The 19,375-nt window shown below is 59.2% G+C and carries 18 protein-coding genes; 8 read left to right on the top strand and 10 right to left on the bottom strand.

From position 1 onward, the window contains the following. Positions 1 to 208 precede the first annotated feature (208 nt). The 3 genes from RUI03_RS14380 to RUI03_RS14370 are packed head-to-tail and all read right to left on the bottom strand — an operon-like array spanning position 209 to position 3,009. Positions 209 to 1,090 (bottom strand): ROK family protein, encoded by an 882-nt coding sequence (locus RUI03_RS14380; protein WP_317288159.1) that lies wholly within the window; start codon positions 1,088 to 1,090, stop codon positions 209 to 211. 5 nt (positions 1,091 to 1,095) lie between these two features. After that, complete coding sequence (locus tag RUI03_RS14375; RefSeq protein WP_317288158.1) at positions 1,096 to 1,650, bottom strand: ActR/PrrA/RegA family redox response regulator transcription factor; 555 nt, start codon at positions 1,648 to 1,650, stop codon at positions 1,096 to 1,098. Between the two features lie 30 nt (positions 1,651 to 1,680). Further along, complete coding sequence (locus RUI03_RS14370) at positions 1,681 to 3,009, bottom strand: ActS/PrrB/RegB family redox-sensitive histidine kinase (protein WP_317288157.1); 1,329 nt, start codon at positions 3,007 to 3,009, stop codon at positions 1,681 to 1,683. 43 nt (positions 3,010 to 3,052) lie between these two features. On the opposite strand from RUI03_RS14370, the gene RUI03_RS14365 reads away from it, so the two are divergent. Further along, positions 3,053 to 3,634: an SCO family protein gene (locus tag RUI03_RS14365; protein ID WP_317288156.1), complete on the top strand. Its 582-nt coding sequence runs from the start codon at positions 3,053 to 3,055 to the stop codon at positions 3,632 to 3,634. Between the two features lie 141 nt (positions 3,635 to 3,775). Beyond that, positions 3,776 to 5,071 (top strand): polyhydroxyalkanoate depolymerase, encoded by a 1,296-nt coding sequence (locus RUI03_RS14360; RefSeq protein ID WP_317288155.1) that lies wholly within the window; start codon positions 3,776 to 3,778, stop codon positions 5,069 to 5,071. Between the two features lies 1 nt (position 5,072). Here the strand turns inward: RUI03_RS14360 and RUI03_RS14355 are convergent, their stop codons facing one another. Then, positions 5,073 to 6,260 carry a hypothetical protein gene (locus RUI03_RS14355; RefSeq protein ID WP_317288154.1) on the bottom strand — a complete coding sequence of 396 codons (1,188 nt, stop codon included), beginning with the start codon at positions 6,258 to 6,260 and terminating at the stop codon, positions 5,073 to 5,075. Between the two features lie 72 nt (positions 6,261 to 6,332). On the opposite strand from RUI03_RS14355, the gene polA reads away from it, so the two are divergent. Continuing rightward, complete coding sequence (gene polA, locus RUI03_RS14350; protein WP_317288153.1) at positions 6,333 to 9,143, top strand: DNA polymerase I; 2,811 nt, start codon at positions 6,333 to 6,335, stop codon at positions 9,141 to 9,143. 107 nt (positions 9,144 to 9,250) lie between these two features. After that, on the top strand, positions 9,251 to 9,724 hold the full coding sequence (locus RUI03_RS14345; RefSeq protein ID WP_317288152.1) for a DUF4282 domain-containing protein: 474 nt from the start codon (positions 9,251 to 9,253) through the stop codon (positions 9,722 to 9,724). Between the two features lie 13 nt (positions 9,725 to 9,737). Here the strand turns inward: RUI03_RS14345 and htpX are convergent, their stop codons facing one another. Then, a complete protein-coding gene (gene htpX, locus RUI03_RS14340) occupies positions 9,738 to 10,643 on the bottom strand; it encodes a zinc metalloprotease HtpX (RefSeq protein WP_317288151.1) in 906 nt (301 codons plus the stop codon). A gap of 74 nt (positions 10,644 to 10,717) precedes the next feature. Here htpX and RUI03_RS14335 point away from each other — a divergent pair, with 74 nt between their 5' ends. From RUI03_RS14335 to RUI03_RS14320, 4 genes are all read left to right on the top strand, one after another. Continuing rightward, positions 10,718 to 10,963 carry a DUF1674 domain-containing protein gene (locus RUI03_RS14335; RefSeq protein ID WP_317288150.1) on the top strand — a complete coding sequence of 82 codons (246 nt, stop codon included), beginning with the start codon at positions 10,718 to 10,720 and terminating at the stop codon, positions 10,961 to 10,963. An 88-nt stretch (positions 10,964 to 11,051) separates the two neighbouring features. After that, complete coding sequence (locus tag RUI03_RS14330) at positions 11,052 to 12,197, top strand: WecB/TagA/CpsF family glycosyltransferase (RefSeq protein ID WP_317288149.1); 1,146 nt, start codon at positions 11,052 to 11,054, stop codon at positions 12,195 to 12,197. 23 nt (positions 12,198 to 12,220) lie between these two features. Continuing rightward, positions 12,221 to 14,617 (top strand): tetratricopeptide repeat protein, encoded by a 2,397-nt coding sequence (locus RUI03_RS14325; RefSeq protein ID WP_317288148.1) that lies wholly within the window; start codon positions 12,221 to 12,223, stop codon positions 14,615 to 14,617. Positions 14,618 to 14,707: 90 nt separating this feature from the next. Beyond that, a complete protein-coding gene (locus tag RUI03_RS14320; RefSeq protein WP_317288147.1) occupies positions 14,708 to 15,529 on the top strand; it encodes an ExeA family protein in 822 nt (273 codons plus the stop codon). Here the strand turns inward: RUI03_RS14320 and dnaQ are convergent. The 5 genes from dnaQ to RUI03_RS14295 are packed head-to-tail and all read right to left on the bottom strand — an operon-like array spanning position 15,522 to position 19,116. Next, positions 15,522 to 16,220, bottom strand: coding sequence for a DNA polymerase III subunit epsilon (dnaQ, locus tag RUI03_RS14315; protein ID WP_317288146.1), 699 nt, complete (start codon positions 16,218 to 16,220; stop codon positions 15,522 to 15,524). The two genes, RUI03_RS14320 and dnaQ, sit on opposite strands and share 8 nt — an antisense overlap. A 7-nt stretch (positions 16,221 to 16,227) precedes the next feature. After that, positions 16,228 to 16,839 (bottom strand): dephospho-CoA kinase, encoded by a 612-nt coding sequence (coaE, locus tag RUI03_RS14310; protein ID WP_317288145.1) that lies wholly within the window; start codon positions 16,837 to 16,839, stop codon positions 16,228 to 16,230. After that, entirely contained in the window at positions 16,836 to 17,666 is an 831-nt protein-coding gene (locus tag RUI03_RS14305; RefSeq protein WP_317288144.1) for a shikimate dehydrogenase, read from the bottom strand. Before RUI03_RS14305 ends, coaE begins: the two co-directional genes overlap by 4 nt. Further along, positions 17,660 to 18,253 carry a Maf family protein gene (locus tag RUI03_RS14300; RefSeq protein ID WP_317288143.1) on the bottom strand — a complete coding sequence of 198 codons (594 nt, stop codon included), beginning with the start codon at positions 18,251 to 18,253 and terminating at the stop codon, positions 17,660 to 17,662. Before RUI03_RS14300 ends, RUI03_RS14305 begins: the two co-directional genes overlap by 7 nt. Continuing rightward, positions 18,250 to 19,116: a pyruvate, water dikinase regulatory protein gene (locus RUI03_RS14295; protein ID WP_317288142.1), complete on the bottom strand. Its 867-nt coding sequence runs from the start codon at positions 19,114 to 19,116 to the stop codon at positions 18,250 to 18,252. The genes RUI03_RS14300 and RUI03_RS14295 overlap by 4 nt, the downstream gene beginning before the upstream one ends. Positions 19,117 to 19,375 lie beyond the last annotated feature (259 nt).

Below are 19,375 nucleotides of genomic sequence, written 5' to 3'. Positions count from 1 at the left end.
TGGGTCCTATATTCAACATCGTGGCTCCCGCATGATTGGCCTGTTCAGCCTCCCCCTTTGCCCGACGGGTCCATTTTCTGACCCTTTGATGACAGGAAATGACAATTTTCGCTGCAGTGCAAGAGGCAACATGCACAGTTTCAGCTGAGACCATCCCGGTGGTGGATGGATGCCGCTGTTCAGGCTGATTTTAGATCGGGAAAACTCTTCAGCGCGGCAGTTGGCCGCGCGCATGGGCCAGCGCGCCGACAAGACCGGCATCGTCTCCGCATTGTGGGGTCACGATATATTCGCGCCACGACGCCCCGGGCGGCACCGCATAACCGGCGATATGCCGTTCGGTGGTCTCAACCACCCGCTCGATCAGACCTGGCGTCTTCATCACACCGCCACCAAGCACGATGCGCTCAGGCGCAAAGCCGAGCATTACCGTCCGGCAGAACTGGGCAATATAGTCTGCGATGATCTGGTGACCGGGATGGTCCTCGGGCAACTCACTCAACGGTACCCCCCATCGGTCGATGATAGACGGTCCAGCAGCGAGCCCTTCCAGACAATTGCCGTGATAGGGACAATAGCCGGTATAGGGGTCCGCCGCTTTGTCCTGTGCCACCGGGAAGTGGCCCATTTCAGCGTGGGTGTAGCCGGATTGGGGAACGCCGTTCTTTACGAAAGCGGCCCCGATGCCCGTTCCGATGGTGGCATAGATCAGGCTGTCGACATCCCGCCCCGCGCCCGATTGCGCCTCGCCGAGGCCTGCCATGGCCACGTCCGTGTCAAAGGTGACGACCGGTGCGAGGTCGAGAAAAGCGGCCCGCACATGGGCGCCCTGCCAACCGGGCTTCGGTGTGGTGGTGATGTCGCCATAGGTAGACGACGCCGGATTGATGTCCGCAGGGCCAAAGGTCCCGATGCCGATCGCCGCCAGCCCGGTTGGCCCGGCCTGGTCGGTCAACCATTCCCGGCTCAACGCCAAAGTGGCCTCTGGCATGGTCGTTGGCAGCTGCGTTCGCGAAAGGATCTGGCCGTCGAGATCAGCGACACCCAGAACGAATTTCGTGCCGCCGGCCTCAACACCCCCGATCCGCATTGCGCTTACACAGGTGCCCGCTTCGCCAGAATGCGCTGCAGCGTGCGGCGGTGCATGCCCAGACGTCTCGCCGTCTCGCTGACATTATGATTGCACAGCTCATAGACCCGCTGAATATGCTCCCAACGGACCCGGTCCGCGGACATCGGGTTCTCCGGCGGCTCTGGCATCTCACCCGACGGTGCACGCAGGGCTTTTTCCACGTCGTCAGCATCGGCGGGTTTCGCGAGATAATCGATCGCACCGGCTTTCACAGCGGCCACAGCCGTTGTGATGTTGCCATAGCCCGTCAGGATGACGGCGCGCGCGTCAGAGCGCTGCTCATGCAGTTTGTTGACGATCTCGATGCCGTCCCCATCATCAAGGCGCAGGTCGACGACCGCGAATGCGGGCGGGCTCTGACGAATGATCTGGGTGGCTTCTGCAACCGATTCAGCAAGCATCGGCGTGAAGCCGCGCTTCTCCATCGCCCGGCCCAGTCGCGTCCGGAATGGCAGATCGTCATCGACGATCAGGCATGTGGCGTCGGCGGGAAGCGGTCGGCTTGACGTATTGTCCATTGATGGCTCCGGTCTGTCCTCTATCACTTATTATGCTCCAATTTTCGATATAGGGTCGGCCCTCAGATTGGCGAGGGGCCAGGTCACGGCCACATAGGCGCCTTTCAGGGACAGGGCGTTGCCCGCGACGACCTGCGCGCCGGTACGCTCCAGCAGCGTGGTCGCAATGAAGAAACCAAGTCCCAGACCCTGTTTCGCCATCGAAAGCTTTTGCGTTTCGACCTTGGGATAGGGCTCTCCAAGCCGGGAGAGAAGGTCGGTGGGAAAGCCCGGGCCGTCATCTTCAATCGTGACGGTCAGCTGGTTCTCATTCCACGACGACATGATCCTGACGGAATGATTGGCGAATTTCACCGCATTCTCGATCAGCGTGCGCAGGGCATAGATCACCTCGGATTTGCGCAGGAGGCGGTCAGGAGGCGAGGAATGGCACTCAGGATCGAAGGCAAAGGTCACCGCGACATGAGGCTCGTTGAGGAACGGCTTTGCCGATTCACGCAACAGCTCCTCAATCGACAGGACGTTGTGATGATCATCACCGCCCTCGCCAACGCTGGAAAGGCGTTGAAGAATACGCTGGCAGCGCTGGGTCTGGGAGATGAGCAATTGCGCATCTTCTTTCAGCGTGCCCTCGGGCAGCTCCTGTTCCATTTCCCGCGCCGTCACCTGGATCGTGGCCAGCGGCGTCCCAAGCTCATGCGCCGCCACCGCAGCCAGCCCCCCAAGGGCGGTCAATCGCTCCTCCCGGGCCAGAACGCGCTGGGTCGCATCAAGGGCTGAGGACAGCTTGGACTGCTCACTCGCGACCTGAAACGCGTAGAGGGACGTGAACCCGACCCCCAGCAAAAGCGCCGCCCAGGTGCCGAAATCATAAATATCCGGCTGTTTGTACCCGAGGGGATCGCTCCACGGCAGGGGCCAGTGGCTGAACGCAACGATGGTCAGCGCGAGGACAATCATCGCGACAACAAAGATGGCCTGCCGGAACTCCAGCGCTGACGCGGCCAGCATCGCCGGCAGGATCAGCCAAACAGCGAACGGGTTCTGGATGCCGCCGGTCAGATACAGAACCGTCGCAATCTGCACCGTGTCAAAAGAGAGCTGGCCGATCAGCGCTCGCGAACCCAGCGGCCGGGCGGGCCGCATCCGCACCATCGTGTAGAGATTGAACACAACCGCGACGCCGATCACCCCCAAGACCGTCATCAGCGGCAGCTGGAAGCCCAGCACAAAGCGGACGATAAATACCACCGCCAACTGGCCCGTCACGGCAAACCAGCGCAAACGGGTAAAGACGCGGGTCCGCAGCATTCGGCGTGATACCGACGGTGCGACGGTAATGGGCATTTCAACTGTCATGGGTTTGCGCATAGACGGTTCAGACAAATGATAAAGGTGTCAGATGGCAGCAGTACGTTTCTTCCCCGGCATTGTGGCAATATTGGTTCTGGCGGCCTGTTCCGAGCAGGCCGACCTGCCGCGTCGGGATGTGATTGAGCTCAACGCAACCTTCGATGCGGATTTCGACCTCGTCGACGCCAATGGTGATGCCGCGACGGATGAACGTTTCGAGGGCAAACCGATGCTTATCTACTATGGCTTTACCGCCTGCCCTGATGTCTGCCCTGCCGCTCTGGGGGCGATGACGGCGACCTTGGATGGCTTGGGCAAGGACGCCGCGAAGGTGCAGCCGCTGTTCATCACCGTCGATCCGAAGCGGGATACGCCCGATCGGTTGAAGGATCATCTGGCCTATGACGGCCGCATTCTGGGCCTGACCGGGACCGATGAGGCCCTCACCGCCGGACGCAAGGCCATGAATGTCTATGCCAAGGAAGTGCCGCTGGAAAATTCAGCCATGACCTATACCGTTGACCATCAACGCCTTTTCTACATAACCGATAAGGCGGGCGCCCCGATTTATGCCCTGCCCGACACCACGCCGACGGATACGATCGTCGCTCTTTTGCGCGAGCAACTGTAATCGATCGCGGCGATTGAACATTTTTACGCCGACTTTACTCTCGCAGGGGCACAATATTTACGGTAAGTCGTTTATGTTGCAGCGCACACTTAATCGACGGGCGGGTCATCCTGAACACCGCTCCAGAATTTGAGACGGCCCATGCTTTATACTGCCTATGAAATTGGTCATCAGGCGCTTGCGCCTTTCCGGCTTTTTGCCCGAGCGGCGGCCGAACTGTATGGCTCACAGCTGAACCCTGCACGGGACAGCTGGGCATCTCGCGCGAACATCGCCGCGCTGAAAGTCTACGAAAGCGCCACCCGCCGCTACGGCAAGCCCGAATGGGAGCTGCCCTTCACGGAGGTCAATGGCGTCCAGGTGCCGGTGGAGATCGACACCGTCATTGAAAAGCCGTTTGGCAGCCTTCTGCATTTTGTCCGCGATGAAAAGGCACTGGCCGATGCCGGTGTCAAAGGTCCTCAGCCCCGGGTCCTGATTGTTGCGCCCATGTCCGGCCACTACGCCACTCTGCTGCGCGGCACCGTCCAGGCCATGCTGCCCGGCCATGACGTCTATATCACCGACTGGGCCGATGCCCGGACCGTGCCAGCGTTCAACGGCCGCTTCGACCTCAACGATTATATCGACTACCTGATCGAGTTCATTCGCCATATCGGTCCCGGTGCGCACACCATGGCCGTCTGCCAGCCCGGACCGCCGCTGCTGGCCGCGGTTTCGCTGATGTCGGCCTGGGATGATCCGACTGTGCCGCGTTCCATGACCATTATGGGCAGTCCGATCGATGCCCGGAAGAGCCCGACCGTGACCAATCTTCTGGCCCAACAGCGCGGTTTCGAATGGTTCGAGCGGAACATGATCCAGACCGTGCCCGCCCCGAATGCAGGTATGACGCGCCGGGTCTATCCCGGGTTCCTGCAGCTGTTCAGCTTCATGTCGATGAATGCCGAGCGCCATTCCAGCGCCATGTGGGACTATTTCGAGAATCTGGTGAAGGGCGACGATGATTCCGTTGAGCGCCATGAACGGTTCTACGACGAATATCTGTCCGTGTGCGACATGACCTCGGAGTTTTATCTCCAGACCATTCACGACGTGTTTCAGGAATATCTGCTGCCACGCGGTCTGATGACCCACCGCGGTGAGTTCGTGGACCCGTCAAAAATCACCAAATGCGCGCTCCTGACTGTCGAGGGCGAGCTCGACGACATCTCCGGCATCGGCCAGACACAGGCCGCCCACGAATTGTGCACGGGCCTGAAACCGACCGAGCGGGTCGATTATATTCAGGAAGGTGTCGGCCATTACGGCGTGTTCAACGGCTCACGCTGGCGGAACATCATCCAGCCCAAGATCGCCGACTTCATCGCCGAGCGGTTCGATGCGAAAGCCGAGAAAGCCTTCCGCGAGGCACCCCGTCAGCAGGCGGCGGAGTAAGCTATTCACTCTCCCGAGTCATTGAGAGAGTGAGGTTCTGTGGCCAGTTTTTTGCCAAACCTAATATTTCGTGGAGAGCCTTTCCCGGCAACTCCTTCAATTCATTTCGATCAACTATGAATTGCGGGAACTCAAACACCTCTGTACTGATTTCGTTTCTGGGTTGTGGATGATGGATCAGGCACGCCTTTCGACTGCCAATATTCGACATCTCCATATGAAATACACAAAATATTGCAGAGCATCTAGATCCTTCCAGACCTGCTACTCCCCGCCATGCACCGTCCCTATTTCTGAAATGTTCATACTCCAGAGTATTGACATTGATACTCACGGACATTTGACCGAATAAGGCCGATACAACGTCCTCGAAGTCGGCAGCCCAATCTAATATGTTGACTGCTATTATTAAAGGATAATCTAAGTTACCAAATTTGTTGGACTTCTTCTTTATGGCATTTCGTATCGGTATCTGCGGCGCTACCCATGCTGCATTGCCTGTAACCGCGCCGACCGATCGGTCTGATGTCGTCGCGTTGCTCGACTCCACTGCTTTGACAGTCATTTCGAATTTTTGAGATCGAAAAATATATTTTTTTTCAGCATCAGTTTCCAGATGGAAATCTCTTGATGCATCTTCCTGAAGTTGGCTGAGCCAATTTTCAATCTCATTTTTCATTCGATTGTATTGAATTGCGTGATCAGGAAGGTCGTCGAAATGGACAATAAGGAATATATTTTTAGTAGTTATTTTGTTGATGTGATCTAATATTTCATTCCTAAGCTTTGCACGAGCCTGTTCAGATTTGCTAACGCCATAGATGTTTTTGGCCTCGACGTAAAACTTCTTGCCGCGTGGGTCTTCGAACAAGTAGTCCGGACGCCTACCATTCTTGACTTCAGCTTCAATCTCAAGCAATTTGCAGCCTTGCTGAGAAAACGCTTCGTGCACTGCTAATTCGAAAATCGCAGAGTCAAATTGATCGTTGTCTCCGCTTCGAATTCGGTTGACCAGAGCCTCAACATGTTCTTCTGGAAGGTGGGAAACCCATTCTTCCACTTTGCTTCGCATAGCGACTGCTTCTATCCGGGTTGAACACCGCAGATAGTCGTATGAATTCACTGTGAAGTTTGCCGGCCCATCAATCGGCTGATTACAAGGCTCAAATACAGTTGGTATGTTCAGCATCTCTAGAATTTTCACAACGAATTATGTTGCGACCTTATATTAAGACACGCAAACATCGGCTATCAGAGTCAGATGCCCAAGCACACCCCTCTCGGCCCCGATTGTCGCCTCTATCTGATCGATGGATCGGCCTATATCTTCCGGGCGTTCCACGCCCTGCCGCCCCTCACCCGAAAATCCGATGGCGTCCCGATCGGCGCGGTTTCGGGGTTCTGCAACATGCTCTGGAAACTGCTGAGTGACGTCAATGATGCGGCGCAGGAGCATATTGGCAGCCCGACCCATTTCGCGGTCATTTTCGATGCCAAGGGCGATACGTTCCGCAACGAACTTTATGATGCCTACAAGGCCAATCGAGGCGAGCCGCCCGAGGACCTGGTTCCGCAATTCCCCCTGATCCGCGAAGCCACCCGCGCCTTTGGCCTGCCCTGTATCGAGCAGTCCGGTTTTGAGGCGGACGATATCATGGCCACCCATGCTAGGCTCGCCGAAGAAGCGGGCGCGGAAACCGTGATCGTCTCATCCGACAAGGACCTGACGCAGCTCGTCACCGACCTGACGGTCATGTTCGACCCGATGAAAAACAAGATCATCGACCGCGACGCCGTTATTGAGAAGTTCGGCGCCCCGCCGGAAAAGATGATCGACATGCAGGCGCTGATGGGCGATTCCACGGACAATGTCCCCGGCGTACCCGGAATTGGCCCGAAGACCGCCGCGCAGCTTCTGGAAGAGTTTGGTACTCTCGATGAGCTGTTGTCGCGTACGGACGAAATCAAACAGAAAAAACGCCGTGAAATGCTGGAAACCCATGCGGCGGATGCGCGCCTGTCGCGGGAGCTGGTGCGGCTGGACCGAAATGTGCCTGTTCCTGACGATCCGGCGGATTTCGGCGTCACCGATTTTGACCATGAGAAGCTCATCGCATTTCTCGAATCGATGGAATTCAGCACCCTGACGAACAGGGTGCGGCAGGCGAAGGGCATCGAAGCGCCGGCCGCACCGACCAGTGTAGCGCCAAAAACGGACACCCCAGCGATCGACAAGTCCGAGTATGAGACCGTGTTCGAACCTGAGCGCCTGGCAGAAATTCTCGCCGATGCGCGTGAGACCGGCATCATCGCCGTTGATACCGAGACAACGGGGCTTGATGCCATGCGGGCCCGCCTTGTAGGCGTGTGCCTGTCCACCCACCCCGGTCACGGCGCCTATGTCCCGTTGACCCATGGCGCGGAGGGGCTCGACCTCGACGATGCCGATGTGGCGCGTCAGATGGAACTGGACGTTGCGCTCGACCTTCTGGCGCCAGTGCTGAAAGATCCGGCGGTGCTCAAAGTGGGTCAGAACATCAAATATGATGCGATGATCCTGTCCCATTACGACGTACAGATCACCCCGATCGACGATACCATGCTGCTGTCATACGTGGCGGACTGCGGTGTACACGGACATGGCATGGATGAGCTGGCCAAGCTGCATCTCGACCATACCTGCATTGCATTCAAGGACATTGCAGGTACCGGCAAGAAACAGAAGACCTTTGACCAGATCCCCATCAAGGACGCCACCGCCTATGCGGCGGAGGACGCGGACATTACGCTGCGCCTTCATGCCATCACCAAGGCGGCGGTGCAGGATGCCCGGTTGACCCGCGTCTATGAAACGATGGACCGGCCGCTCGTCCCTGTCATCGTTGATATGGAACGAGCGGGGATCAAGGTGGATCGCCAGCGCCTGTCCCAATTGTCCGGTGAATTCGCTCAGCGCATGGCAGGGCACGAAGCCGCCGCCCATGACGCCGCCGGTGAAGCCTTCAATCTGGGCAGTCCCAAACAGATTGGCGACATCCTGTTCGGCAAGCTGGGCCTGCCTGGCGGGAAGAAGACCAAGACCGGCGCCTGGTCGACCGATGCCGACGTGCTCGATGGGCTTGCCGCTGAAGGTCACCCGGTGGCCATGGAAATCCTGAACTGGCGCCAGCTGTCAAAGCTGAAGGGCACCTATACGGACGCACTGGTCAACGCCATTCACCCCGACACGGGCCGGGTTCACACCAGCTTCTCACTGGCCAATACGACGACCGGTCGCCTGTCCTCCAACGATCCCAATCTGCAGAACATCCCGATACGGACAGAAGATGGTCGCAAGATCCGCACGGCGTTCATTGCGGAAAAAGGCAATGTGCTGATTTCTGCCGACTACAGTCAGATCGAACTTCGTCTTCTCGCCCACATTGCAGGGATCGAGGCGCTGCAGCATGCCTTCCGTGAGGGAATCGACATTCACGCCATGACGGCCTCGGAAGTCTTCGGTGTTCCTGTAGAGGGCATGGACCCGTCAGTGCGGCGCAGTGCCAAGGCAATCAATTTTGGCATTATCTACGGTATCTCTGCCTTCGGTCTTGCGCGGCAGCTTGGTATTTCGCGGGGCGAAGCGTCGGACTATATCAAGAGCTATTTTGAGAAGTTTCCCGGTATCCATCAGTATATGGAAGATACCAAAGCGGCGGCGAAGGCGGACGGCTATGTGGAAACCCTGTTCGGTCGCCGGTCGCACACCCCGAATATCACGGCAAAGAATGGCGCCATGCGATCCTTTGCCGAACGCCAGGCCATCAACGCGCCCATCCAGGGCTCAGCCGCCGATGTTGTGCGCCGGGCCATGATCCGTGTGCCACCCGCCCTGGCGAAGGCGGGACTGCAGGCGCGCATGCTGCTGCAGGTGCATGATGAGCTGGTGCTGGAATGTCCGAAGGAAGAGGCCGAAGCCACCTGCGATCTTCTGAAGACGGTCATGCGCGATGCGCCGCTACCTGCCGTGTCCCTGTCCGTGCCGCTCGAGGTTGAGGCGGGCTTCGGGGAAAACTGGGGCGAAGCGCACTAGGCCGCAAGGAAGGGCCGCCCGCCCTTGCCGCAACGCAGCAAGAGGCGCTAGGCCGGGCCTAGTCGGCGCATGCGCCATCCCGTTGGTCAACCAAGACGAGGTATCCGATGAATGATCTGATTGGTCGCTTTTTGAGCTTTGAAGAACGGATGGGCAAAGGCCTCGTCAAGGTCACCTATTACGTGGCCCTGTTCTTCCTCGTCGTGGTGACGCTGTTCAACCTGATCCGGTTTCTGTTCGCGGGCGATTTCGGACACTTTTTCCTCACCCCCTTCGTCTTTCTCATTCGCCTTCTGATGCTGCGTCTGGCGTCAGAAGTCGTGCTGGCGATCCTGTCGATCGATGACAATCTGCGTCATTCGGTGGCCGAGCCCGACGGCTTTGAATCCGGACTGACCCCGACACCGAGCCCGGAGAAGCCGGCGCCCAAGCCGGAACCCCCTGTCGCGCCCTCATCCGCCGCGACGACCGCGCAGGCCGAACCCAGCTTTGAAGGCGATGACGAGGTGCGCGATCTTCAGGTGGAAGAAGATGACGACACCAAGCCATCGGACGACAAGGACGACGATACCCGTCTGTGACCGGAACCCCGGTTCAGCCCCAGGGACCGCGTGGCGCGCTGGTGGTTGACGGCGCCACCTGCTGACCCTGCTCCTCGGCCATAGCGACAAGGCGGTCGATCCGGTTCTGCGTCCCGGGGTGGGTCGAGAACAGATTGTCGGCCCCGCGCCCCGAAAGCGGGTTGATGATCATCATCTGGCCAGAGGCGGGATAGCGCTCGGCCGTGGGGTTCACGATCTGAGCGGCCCCATTGGAGATCTTGGCCAGAGCCGAGGCGAGCCAGAGCGGCTGTCCACATATTTCGGCTCCGATACGATCCGCTTCATACTCACGCGTACGGCTGATTGCCATCTGCACGAGGCTGGCCGCAATGGGTGCCAGGATCATGACGGCGAGGGCCTGAATCATGCCGCCCGCTCCTTCCCGGTTGCCGCGAAAGAACATGGCAAAATTGGCGATCGCCGTGATGGCGCCGGCAATCGTTGCCGTGACGGTCATGGTCAGCGTGTCGCGATTGCGGACATGGGCGAGCTCATGGGCCATGACGCCCATCACTTCCTCTTCGCTTAACATGGTCAGGAGACCCGTCGTCGCCGCCACAGCCGCGTTTTCGGGGTTGCGGCCCGTGGCAAAGGCATTGGGCTGCGCGTTGTCGATGACATAGATCTTGGGCGGCGGCATGCCGGCACGATCTGCAAGACCGATTACCCCTGCTGCATAGCGCCGCAGCCTCGGGTCATCCGTGTCGAAGTCGACCTGCCGCGCATTGTACATTTTCAGCACGATCTTGTCGGCGTTCCAGTAGCTGAAGACATTCATCACCGTGGCAAAGCCAAGGGCGATCACCATACCGCGCGGACCCCCCAGCAGAAGGCCGATCACCCCGAACAGGGCTGTCAGGGCGGCGATCAACATACCGGTGCGAAAAACGGCGTTCATGACACAAGGCTTCCTTTATATGGCAGAGGGACTAAATCGACAGGTAGCGGACTACACAAGATAGGGTTGCCACCATGACGGAAAAAGGGATGGCCGAAGACGTCGATGTCGTTCCCGTAACGGAGGACGGTATTCCGACCGTGGTCAATGGCCAGGAATTGACCGACCTGCAGATTCAGGCCTTGCGCGAGGCGCGCATCCGGCGTGACAATGAGGCCGCTGGCACTCGCCCCGCGGAGGTCGGCGGTGCCGACCGAACGACGGACCCCACCCGTTATGGGGATTGGGAAAAAGCCGGTCGCGCCATTGATTTTAGCTGATTTCCCAGATCGCAACTCTAATTCAAGCAATTGGTGACATGGACGTTGCGTCTATCCTTTCTTGCCCCGCCCGAGCGCAGAGGTTGCCTTGATCCAGTCTGATCCGCAAACGGCCTATAGCCGCGACGCTGTTGCCGTGTTCGGCATCCCCTTTGACAATGTCACTCTGGATGACGCCGCCACCAGACTGATCGACGCGGCGCGGGACAAACGGCGTCTGTTCCTGTCCACTGTCAATCTCGACTGGCTGGCGATGGCATTGGAGAATGATGAGTTCTACCGATCCATCCTGCGGTCCGATCTTGTCACGTGTGACGGCTCACCGCTTCTGAAATTGGCCAATTTACTGGGCGCTGACCTGCATGAGCGGGTTACCGGTGCCGATATCTTCCAGGTCCTGCGCCACAAACCACTGGAACCGCGCCTGACCACCTATTTCTTTGGCGGCCGCGCCAATGCGGCTGATGCCGCAGTCGCGGCACTGCGGTCAGACAGCGCGGGGCTGGAAGCGGTTGGCGGGGTCAATCCGGGTTTTGGCTCGGTTGATGAGCTGAGCGCGCCGGCATTGATTGATGCCGTCAACGCCACGGAGCCGGATCTGCTGATCGTCGCGCTCGGGGCGGCCAAAGGTCAGATCTGGCTCGACCGCAACAAGGACCGCCTGAACGTCAAGGCCATGGCCCATCTGGGCGCTGTGGTGGATTTTGCCGCGGGCAGCGTCAAACGGGCGCCGAGCCTAGCCCAAAACCTCAATCTGGAATGGGCGTGGCGCATTGGCCAGGACCCGCAATTATGGCGCCGCTACGCCAAGGATGCCCGGCTTCTGCCCGGCCTGCTGTCTCACGCGATAAAGGCCAAACGCTGGCTGGAAGATCAGCCGCGGTCCAGTGCCGCCGCGCTGGTCGAAGAGGCGGACAGCATCATCCTGCAGGGCGATATTGAAGATCACGGCCGTCCGGCACTGATCGATTTGCTCATTCGGACCGAACGCGCGGGACAGGATCTGTGTCTTTCTATCGATCCGTCAGCTCGACTGGGCCTGAGGACTTTCGCGCTCCTGCTGATCGCCGGGCAGCGTTTTTCGGACCGCGGACACACCCTTCGCGTGACGACACATCGAGAAAACCATCGCGCGCTTTGCGACTTTAACCATATACCGGTATCTTCATGCCAAGACCGGCACGACGGTGGAGCGATTGCGCCCACGTCTGACCGCGCATCAGTATCCGCGTGAGCCGCGGAAGGAGAGGAAACGCAATGTTTGCAAAATCGCTTAAGCACCGTCTTGTGGGGGCTTCGCTTCTGGTATCGGTCGCGTTGCTGGCCGGTTGCGAGAGCAAAGAAGACAAAGCCATCAAGTTCGCCAATAGCGGCCTTGAATATCTCGACGAAGGCGATGTCGACAGCGCGAACCTGCAATTCAACAACGCCCTGTTCCAGGACCCCACCAATGTGGTCGCCCTGCGCGGTGCCGCGAATATCGCGAAGGAACAGGAAAATTTCGGCCGCCAGGCCCTGATGCTGCAACGCCTTCTGGCCGTCGTGCCGCAGGATATCGAGGCCAACAATGAATATGGCCGTCTGTCCCTGCTGGCCGGTGAACCAGAGCGGGCGCAGGAACATGCCCAGCGCGTGCTGGACCAGGACGCCGACAATGTCACGGCGCTCAGCACGGTGGGCGCTGCCCTCGTTCTTGAGAACAAGCTGCCTGAAGCTTCCGAGGTCCTGCAGCGTGCCCTGGCGGCGGATCCGAACAATCCAGAACTCTTCAACCTTCTCGCTGCCCGCAGCGTGCGCGATGAAGATTTCGAAGCGGCGTTGGCCACCATCAATGACGGCCTGACCAAGGTTGAAGATCCCGAGGCGCTTCTGGTCGTCAAGCTCGTCCTGAACGAACGCATGGGCGACAGTGAAGGCGTGCTGAGCACGTTTGGCAACCTGATCGACGCCGCCCCGGAAAACGGTACATATCGTCAGCGGCTTGCCGACTATCAGCTGCTGAAATTCCGCCGGATCGATGAGGCCCGTGCGAACTATCTTGCCGCACTGCCGCTTCTCGAAAACAAGACCGAAGTGGTGACCCGCATTGTCGGTATCGACCGGCTGGAAAATGGCGATGAAGCCGCGGAAGCCAGCCTGATCAAATTTGTCAATCAGTACCCCGAAGATATCGATCTGCAGTTCGCCCTGCCAGCATTCTACTGTCAGGCACAGGATTTTGAGCGCTGCTCGACCGCGTTCCGCGACCTTGCCAATGACAAGGATCTCGATACCGATCAGCGCCTGCGCGCCCTGAACGGTGTGGCAGACGTGGCGATCGTCACCCAGGACATCGACACGGCTGAAGCGATCAAGGATGAGATCCTGAAAGAGGATCCGCGCAATGCGACCGCCTTGGTCACACAAGGTCAGATCCAGCTGGCGCGCGAGCAGCCAGAAGACGCCATCCTGTCCCTGCGTGAAGCGCTGGAAGGCGCGCCGGACAATGCCGAAGGCCTTGTCTATCTCGCCCTCGCCTATGAGGCATCCGGCCAGATGCGCTTTGCGGACGCCCAGTTTGCGCGTGCCCTCGACCAGGTCGGCTATACCAAGCCAATCGTTGATCAGTACCGCGCTTTCCTGATGCGTCGCGGTGAGATCAGCCGGTCTGTCGACGTGCTGCAGCGCTATCTGCGTGCCAATCCGAACGATACAGACGCGATGGTTCAGGCCGCCGAAGGCGCGATGGCCGAGCGGAATTATGCCGATGCAGAAGAAGCCGCCCGTCGTCTTCTCGCTGTCCCGCAACTCGAAGAACAGGGCCGGTCCATCCTTGCCCGGTCACTGGTTGGTCAGGAACGGTACGTGGACGCCCTGCCTGTCGCCAACGACCTGCTTGAAGATTCAGGTGATCAGGGGACATATATTCTCCGCGCCGGCATTCTCCAGCGGCTTGGCCGGACCCAGGAAGTTATCGACGAGATCGAAGGCAAGATTGCCAACGGTACCGCGGTGGGTACAGATTATTCCCTGATGGGTGACCTGCTGAATTCATCCGGCGACAATGAACGCGCCAGAGTGATTGCCGAGCAGGGTATCGAGAAATTTCCTGAGACGGAACAGTTGTGGGTTCTGGCCTATATTACCGAGCAGCGTCTCGGGAATACTCAGGCCGCCACGAAAGCTCTGCGCGACGGCATGTCGAAAGCCAATTCAACCGTTCAGATCCGGACATTGTTGTCCAATGAACTGATCACCACCGGCAAGATCGATGAGGCCATCGACGTGCTGCGCAGTCTGCAGGCGGAACAGAACCTCTCGCCACTGACCGCGAACAACCTGGCCTCACTTCTGCTCGACAAGGGCGGCGCAGATGAGGAAGCCCTGCGGATCGCGCGCCGGTTTGAAGGGACGGACAATCCGTTCTTCGCGGACACGCTCGCATGGGCCCACTTCAAGGCAGGCAATACCGAAGAGGCGTCACGTTATAGCCGGACGGCCCTTCGCGGTCTGCCCGAGAACCTCGACGTGCTGTATCACAATGGCGTGATCGAGAAGGCTGCAGGCAATGCAACAGCGGCCCAGAGTTCACTTTCCAAAGCCAAATCCCTGTTCAACCCAGAACAGACGCAGGTAACGATGAAGCAGATCGACGACGCCCTCGCTGGCCTCTAATTCGGTCTGCCTATCAAAAACCCCATGGGACTTTTCCCATGGGGCTTTTCAACGGGCCTCGATTACCGGCATAGGGAGGCTGAGGAATTCATGTACGAAGAACATTTCCAGCTGACCCGGAAGCCTTTCGCGGCCTATCCCGAACCCGAAATGATGTTTTGGGGCGAAGGCCACAAGATGGCCCGGACCATGCTCGTCTACGGTCTGACCGCGACCAACGGCATCGTCGTTATCACCGGTGAGATCGGGAGCGGCAAGACGACCCTCCTCAATCACATCATGAGCCAGGATCAGAGCGGCCACATCCTGGGTCGTCTGAATGGCGCAGTTGGCCTGTCCGATGATGTTGCGGCCTGGGTCCTGTTCGGTTTCGGCATGGATGCCAGTGACGGCAGCCGCACCGAGAACGTCAGCCGGCTGCGCGACTTTCTGAAGAAAGCCTATGAGCGTCGGCGCAAGGCCGTCCTGTTCATTGATGAAGCACAGCTTCTGCCCGAGGCCGCGATCGAAGAGCTTCGCCTGCTGGCCGATATGCAAATCAACGGCACGCCCGTGCTGCAACTCGTCCTCCTTGGTCAGCCAGAGCTGGCCCGAATTCTCAACCAGCCGCACCTGCTCCAGTTCCGCCAGCGCATCGTCTCGCACTATCACCTCAAGGCCTTCGCCCCTGAGGAGACAATTGACTATGTGTTGAGCCGGATCGAGAAGGCGGGCGGGCACCCGGAGCTGATCACCGCCGAGGCGCTGGATCTGATCTACTCCCGCACCGATGGTGTGCCGCGGCGGATCAATATCCTTTGCGACACGGCATTCGTTTATGCCTATGCCCAGGGCGAGGCGCAGGTAACAGCCGACACGATCTCGAAAGTCATGTCTGACCGCCAGAATCACGGTCTTCTGGAAATCAATTAAGAACGCGGCGCCAGAGCGGGTTTTCCATCTCGGCAATGAAGGTCTCATGGGCCTTCTTCTCGGCGTCGGTCAGCAGCGCCTTTCTCGGCGCCGCCCGGACGGGGTTCGGCGGCACGATAATCCGCTGTCCCCCAAAGGCCGCATTTGCCCCCTCAAAGGCAAGGCCGGCCTGCGCACCGCCGGTCAGTTCGATGTAGACTTCGGCCAGCAGGCGCGAGTCGAGCAGCGCCCCGTGGCCATCCTTTTCCCGCGCGGTCAGATCAATGCCGAACCGGTTGCACAATGCGTCAAGAGAGGCGGGTGAGCCGGGAAAGCGGCGTTTGGCGATTTTCAGTGTATCGACGACTTCATTGTCGAGTTTCGGCAGACCCGCCTTTTCCAGCTCGAACTGGATGAAGTTCATATCGAACGATGCGTTGTGCGCGATCAGCACCGCATCATCCACAAACTCGACAAATGCCTGCCCCACCGACGGGTCGGCAAAGACCGGCTTGTCACTCAGGAACTCGGCCGACAGCTTGTGCACCTGATAGGCACCGTCAGGCATGTCCCGCTCAGGATTGACGTAGACGTGAAAGGTCCGGCCCGTCAGGCCGCCATGTTTCATTTCCACCGCCCCGATTTCCACCAGGCGATGGCCCTCGCGCGGTTCAAAACCAGTTGTTTCGGTATCGAAAATGACGTGACGCATGCGATGCTTACTCTGGTTCGATCTGGGACGTGCCGAGCAGTTCGGCGATGATGGCGCGAACCTGTGACCGCGCGCTGTCGACGCCACTATCCGTCATGATGATGTAATCCGCCAACGCTCTTTTTTCCGCATCGGGCATCTGGCGCCCTACAATGGCGGCGTATTTTTCTTCCGTCATGCCGGATCGCGCCATGACCCGCTCACGCCGCACCTCCTCAGGTGCTGAGACGACCACGAGGGTATCGAACATGTCCCGTCCCTCGCCTTCCAACAGAAGCGGAATATCGCAGATGACCAGCTTCTCGCCCCGTGCGGCGCAGTCCTTGATGAAGCGAAGCCGATCCGTCCGTACCATGGGATGGACGATGGATTCCAGCTTTTGCAATGCCTTGGCGTCTCCGAGAACAGCTTCGCCAAGGGCGGCCCGGTCGATACCCGCGCCTTTACTGCCTGTCCCGGGAAACGCTTCGACGACCGGCAAAACGGCGTCGCCACCGGGTTGGTAGAGGCGATGAACCGCGGCGTCCGCATCCCAGACCGGCACGCCCTCCTCCGCAAACAGTTTGGTGGTCGTCGATTTCCCCATGCCGACACCGCCGGTCAGGCCGATGACGATCATGACCGTCCCCGCAAGGTCTCATCAAGAAAGGCAATCGCGGCGTCTGGGTCATCCGGGGTTGGCCCAAACCATCGCGCAAAGGCCGGTATCGCCTGATGCACCAGCATGGGCAGGCCGTTCATAGCGAAAAGACCGTTGGCGCGCGCAGCGGCCAGCAGTGGGGTCTCAAGGGGCGTGGTGATGATATCGACGACGCCAGCATGATCGGGAAGCCGGTCTATCTCGATCTCCAGCGCTGGTTGGCCTTTCATGCCCAGGCTCGTTGTATTGACGAGAAGGTCGACGTTGCGGAGGTCGGAGCCGCGCTCGTCCCATGGCAAGGCGTCGATACCCGGGAGCCGCGTCGCCAGATGGGCTACCTTTTCGGCGCTTCTGTTGGTCACCTCAATGCGGTCAAAGCCGAGGGTCTGGAGAGCGGCGATAACCGCGGGGGCTGCGCCCCCTGCCCCCAGAACCCGGGCGGTCTGCCTCGGACCTGTCCATCCGGAGCCTTCGACTGCGGCGGCAAATCCCGGCGCATCGTAATTGTCTGCAATGATGCGTCCTTCACGGAAATGCAGGAAATTGGCGGCGCCCAATTTATCCGCTAACGGACTGACCTCATCAGCGATGGCCACCGCCTGCCCCTTGAACGGGATGGTGACATTGAGGCCCAGCCACCCCTCCTCTACGCGCCCGCGAACAACGCTTTCGAACTGCTCTGCACCAAGACCATCCACTGCGGCATAGGTTGCATCAATGCCAAACCGGTCGAGCCAGCGGCCATGCAGAAACGGCGACAAGGTCTGGCTGATCGGGTGACCTATGACCCCTACCCGGCTCACCATGGGATCAGCCCGCGCGCCCGCAGTGCCGCCATGAGCGGCATGACCGATAGCCCGAGGATGGTGAAATAGTCGCCCTCGATCCGCTCAAACAGCCGGACACCGGGACCCTCGAGTTCATAGGCGCCGACCGTGGCCAGCACGCGGTCGCCCACGACGTCGAAATATCCATCGAGTTCTGCATGCGTGACCGGTCGCATCCACAGGGTCGCCGTGTCCTGATGCCGCCAGATAATCTCGCCGCCCTGGGCCAGGACAAGGCCCGACCGCAGGTGATGTTCCCTGCCCGCCATGTCGTGCAGCCGTGTTTTCGCCTCTGCTATATCCAGAGGCTTGTCATAGAGACGACCGTCAAATTCCATGACCTGATCGCCGCCGATCACAATGTCATCGGGTGCGACATTACACGCCAGCGCCTTGGCCTCGGCCAGCAGAAGCGCGATGTCCGCCGGCGATGTCCCCTTGGCCAGTTCAGCGGCCTTGATGACCGATTCGTCGACGTCACTGGCGCGCGCATCAAATGTCAGGCCGGTGCCAGACAGAAGGGCCTGTCTCGAAAGACTTTTCGATGCCAAAACGATCTTTGTCATGCTTGGTTGATGTCTCCGCCCCGACGAGCTGAAAGCAGCGTCAGGATTTTGGCCGCAGTTTCTTCGACAGACCGCTTCGTCACGTCAATAACCGGCCAACCGTGCTTCGCAAAGAGGCGTTTGGCCTTCATGATTTCTTCCCGAACGGCCGTTTCATCGGAATAGCTCGACACATCCTGTTCAGCCGCGAGGTTGGTGAGGCGGGACTGCCGGATCTGCGAGAGGCGGAGTGGGCTGGCCGTCAGACCGACGACGAGGGGATTGCGCAACGTCTCAAGCTCCGGCGGATGCGGGCTGGTCGGGACAAGGGGCACGTTGGCCGCCTTGATGCCACGGTGAGCAAGATACATGCAGGTAGGGGTCTTCGACGTGCGGCTGACGCCGACCAGCACCACCTCTGCCGCCTCAAGATCCCAGGTCAGCTGCCCGTCATCATGGGCGAGGGTGTAATCCACCGCCGCGATCCTGCGGAAATAGTCTTCATCAAGATCGTACTGGGCGCCGGCACGTAAGGTCTGCTCAAGTCCCAGATAGTCGGCAAAAGCGTTGAGGAGGGGGTCCAGCACGGAGATGGCGGGGACCTGTAATTCTGCACATTTCACTTCCAGCCGTCGCCGAAGTCCGGGATCCACGATAGTGTACATGACAAGGCCCGGCGCCTGTTCAATCCGTGCAAGAACCTTGTCCAGCTGGACGTGGCTGCGGACGAGGGAGGCCACGTGTTCCAGCGGTTTTGCGGTTTCGAACCGCGCTGCCGTCGCTTTTAAGAGGTTTGACAGGGTTTCGCCTGTAGAGTCGGAGATCAGATGAACGTGAAACCACGTGGCGGCCCGGACGTTCGTATCGGGTACGGTCATGCTCATCGTGCTTCCTTCATCCTTCACTCCGGCCAGACCGGAAGAGGGGGCTTTGGGAGAAGTTATACATTTATCCCGTGGCCATCCCCTAGTCCTACCGGGAAATCGTTTTCCCCTAAAGTGTCGCGGAAAAGCCTGCTGCGAACTGGTTGCGCCGTCGAAATGCTCCGGCCATACCGGGTGCTGTTCCGGACTCAAAATTGGTTCGTAACCCGACTGTGGAAAATGTGTGTTCTGGGGATAACGCATGGTGTGCGCCCTTATC

The sequence above is a fragment of the Parvularcula sp. LCG005 genome, assembly GCF_032930845.1.
GTDB lineage: Bacteria > Pseudomonadota > Alphaproteobacteria > Caulobacterales > Parvularculaceae > Parvularcula.
Note: the sequence above shows the minus strand (reverse complement) of the source record. Positions and strands in the feature narration are given on the sequence as shown.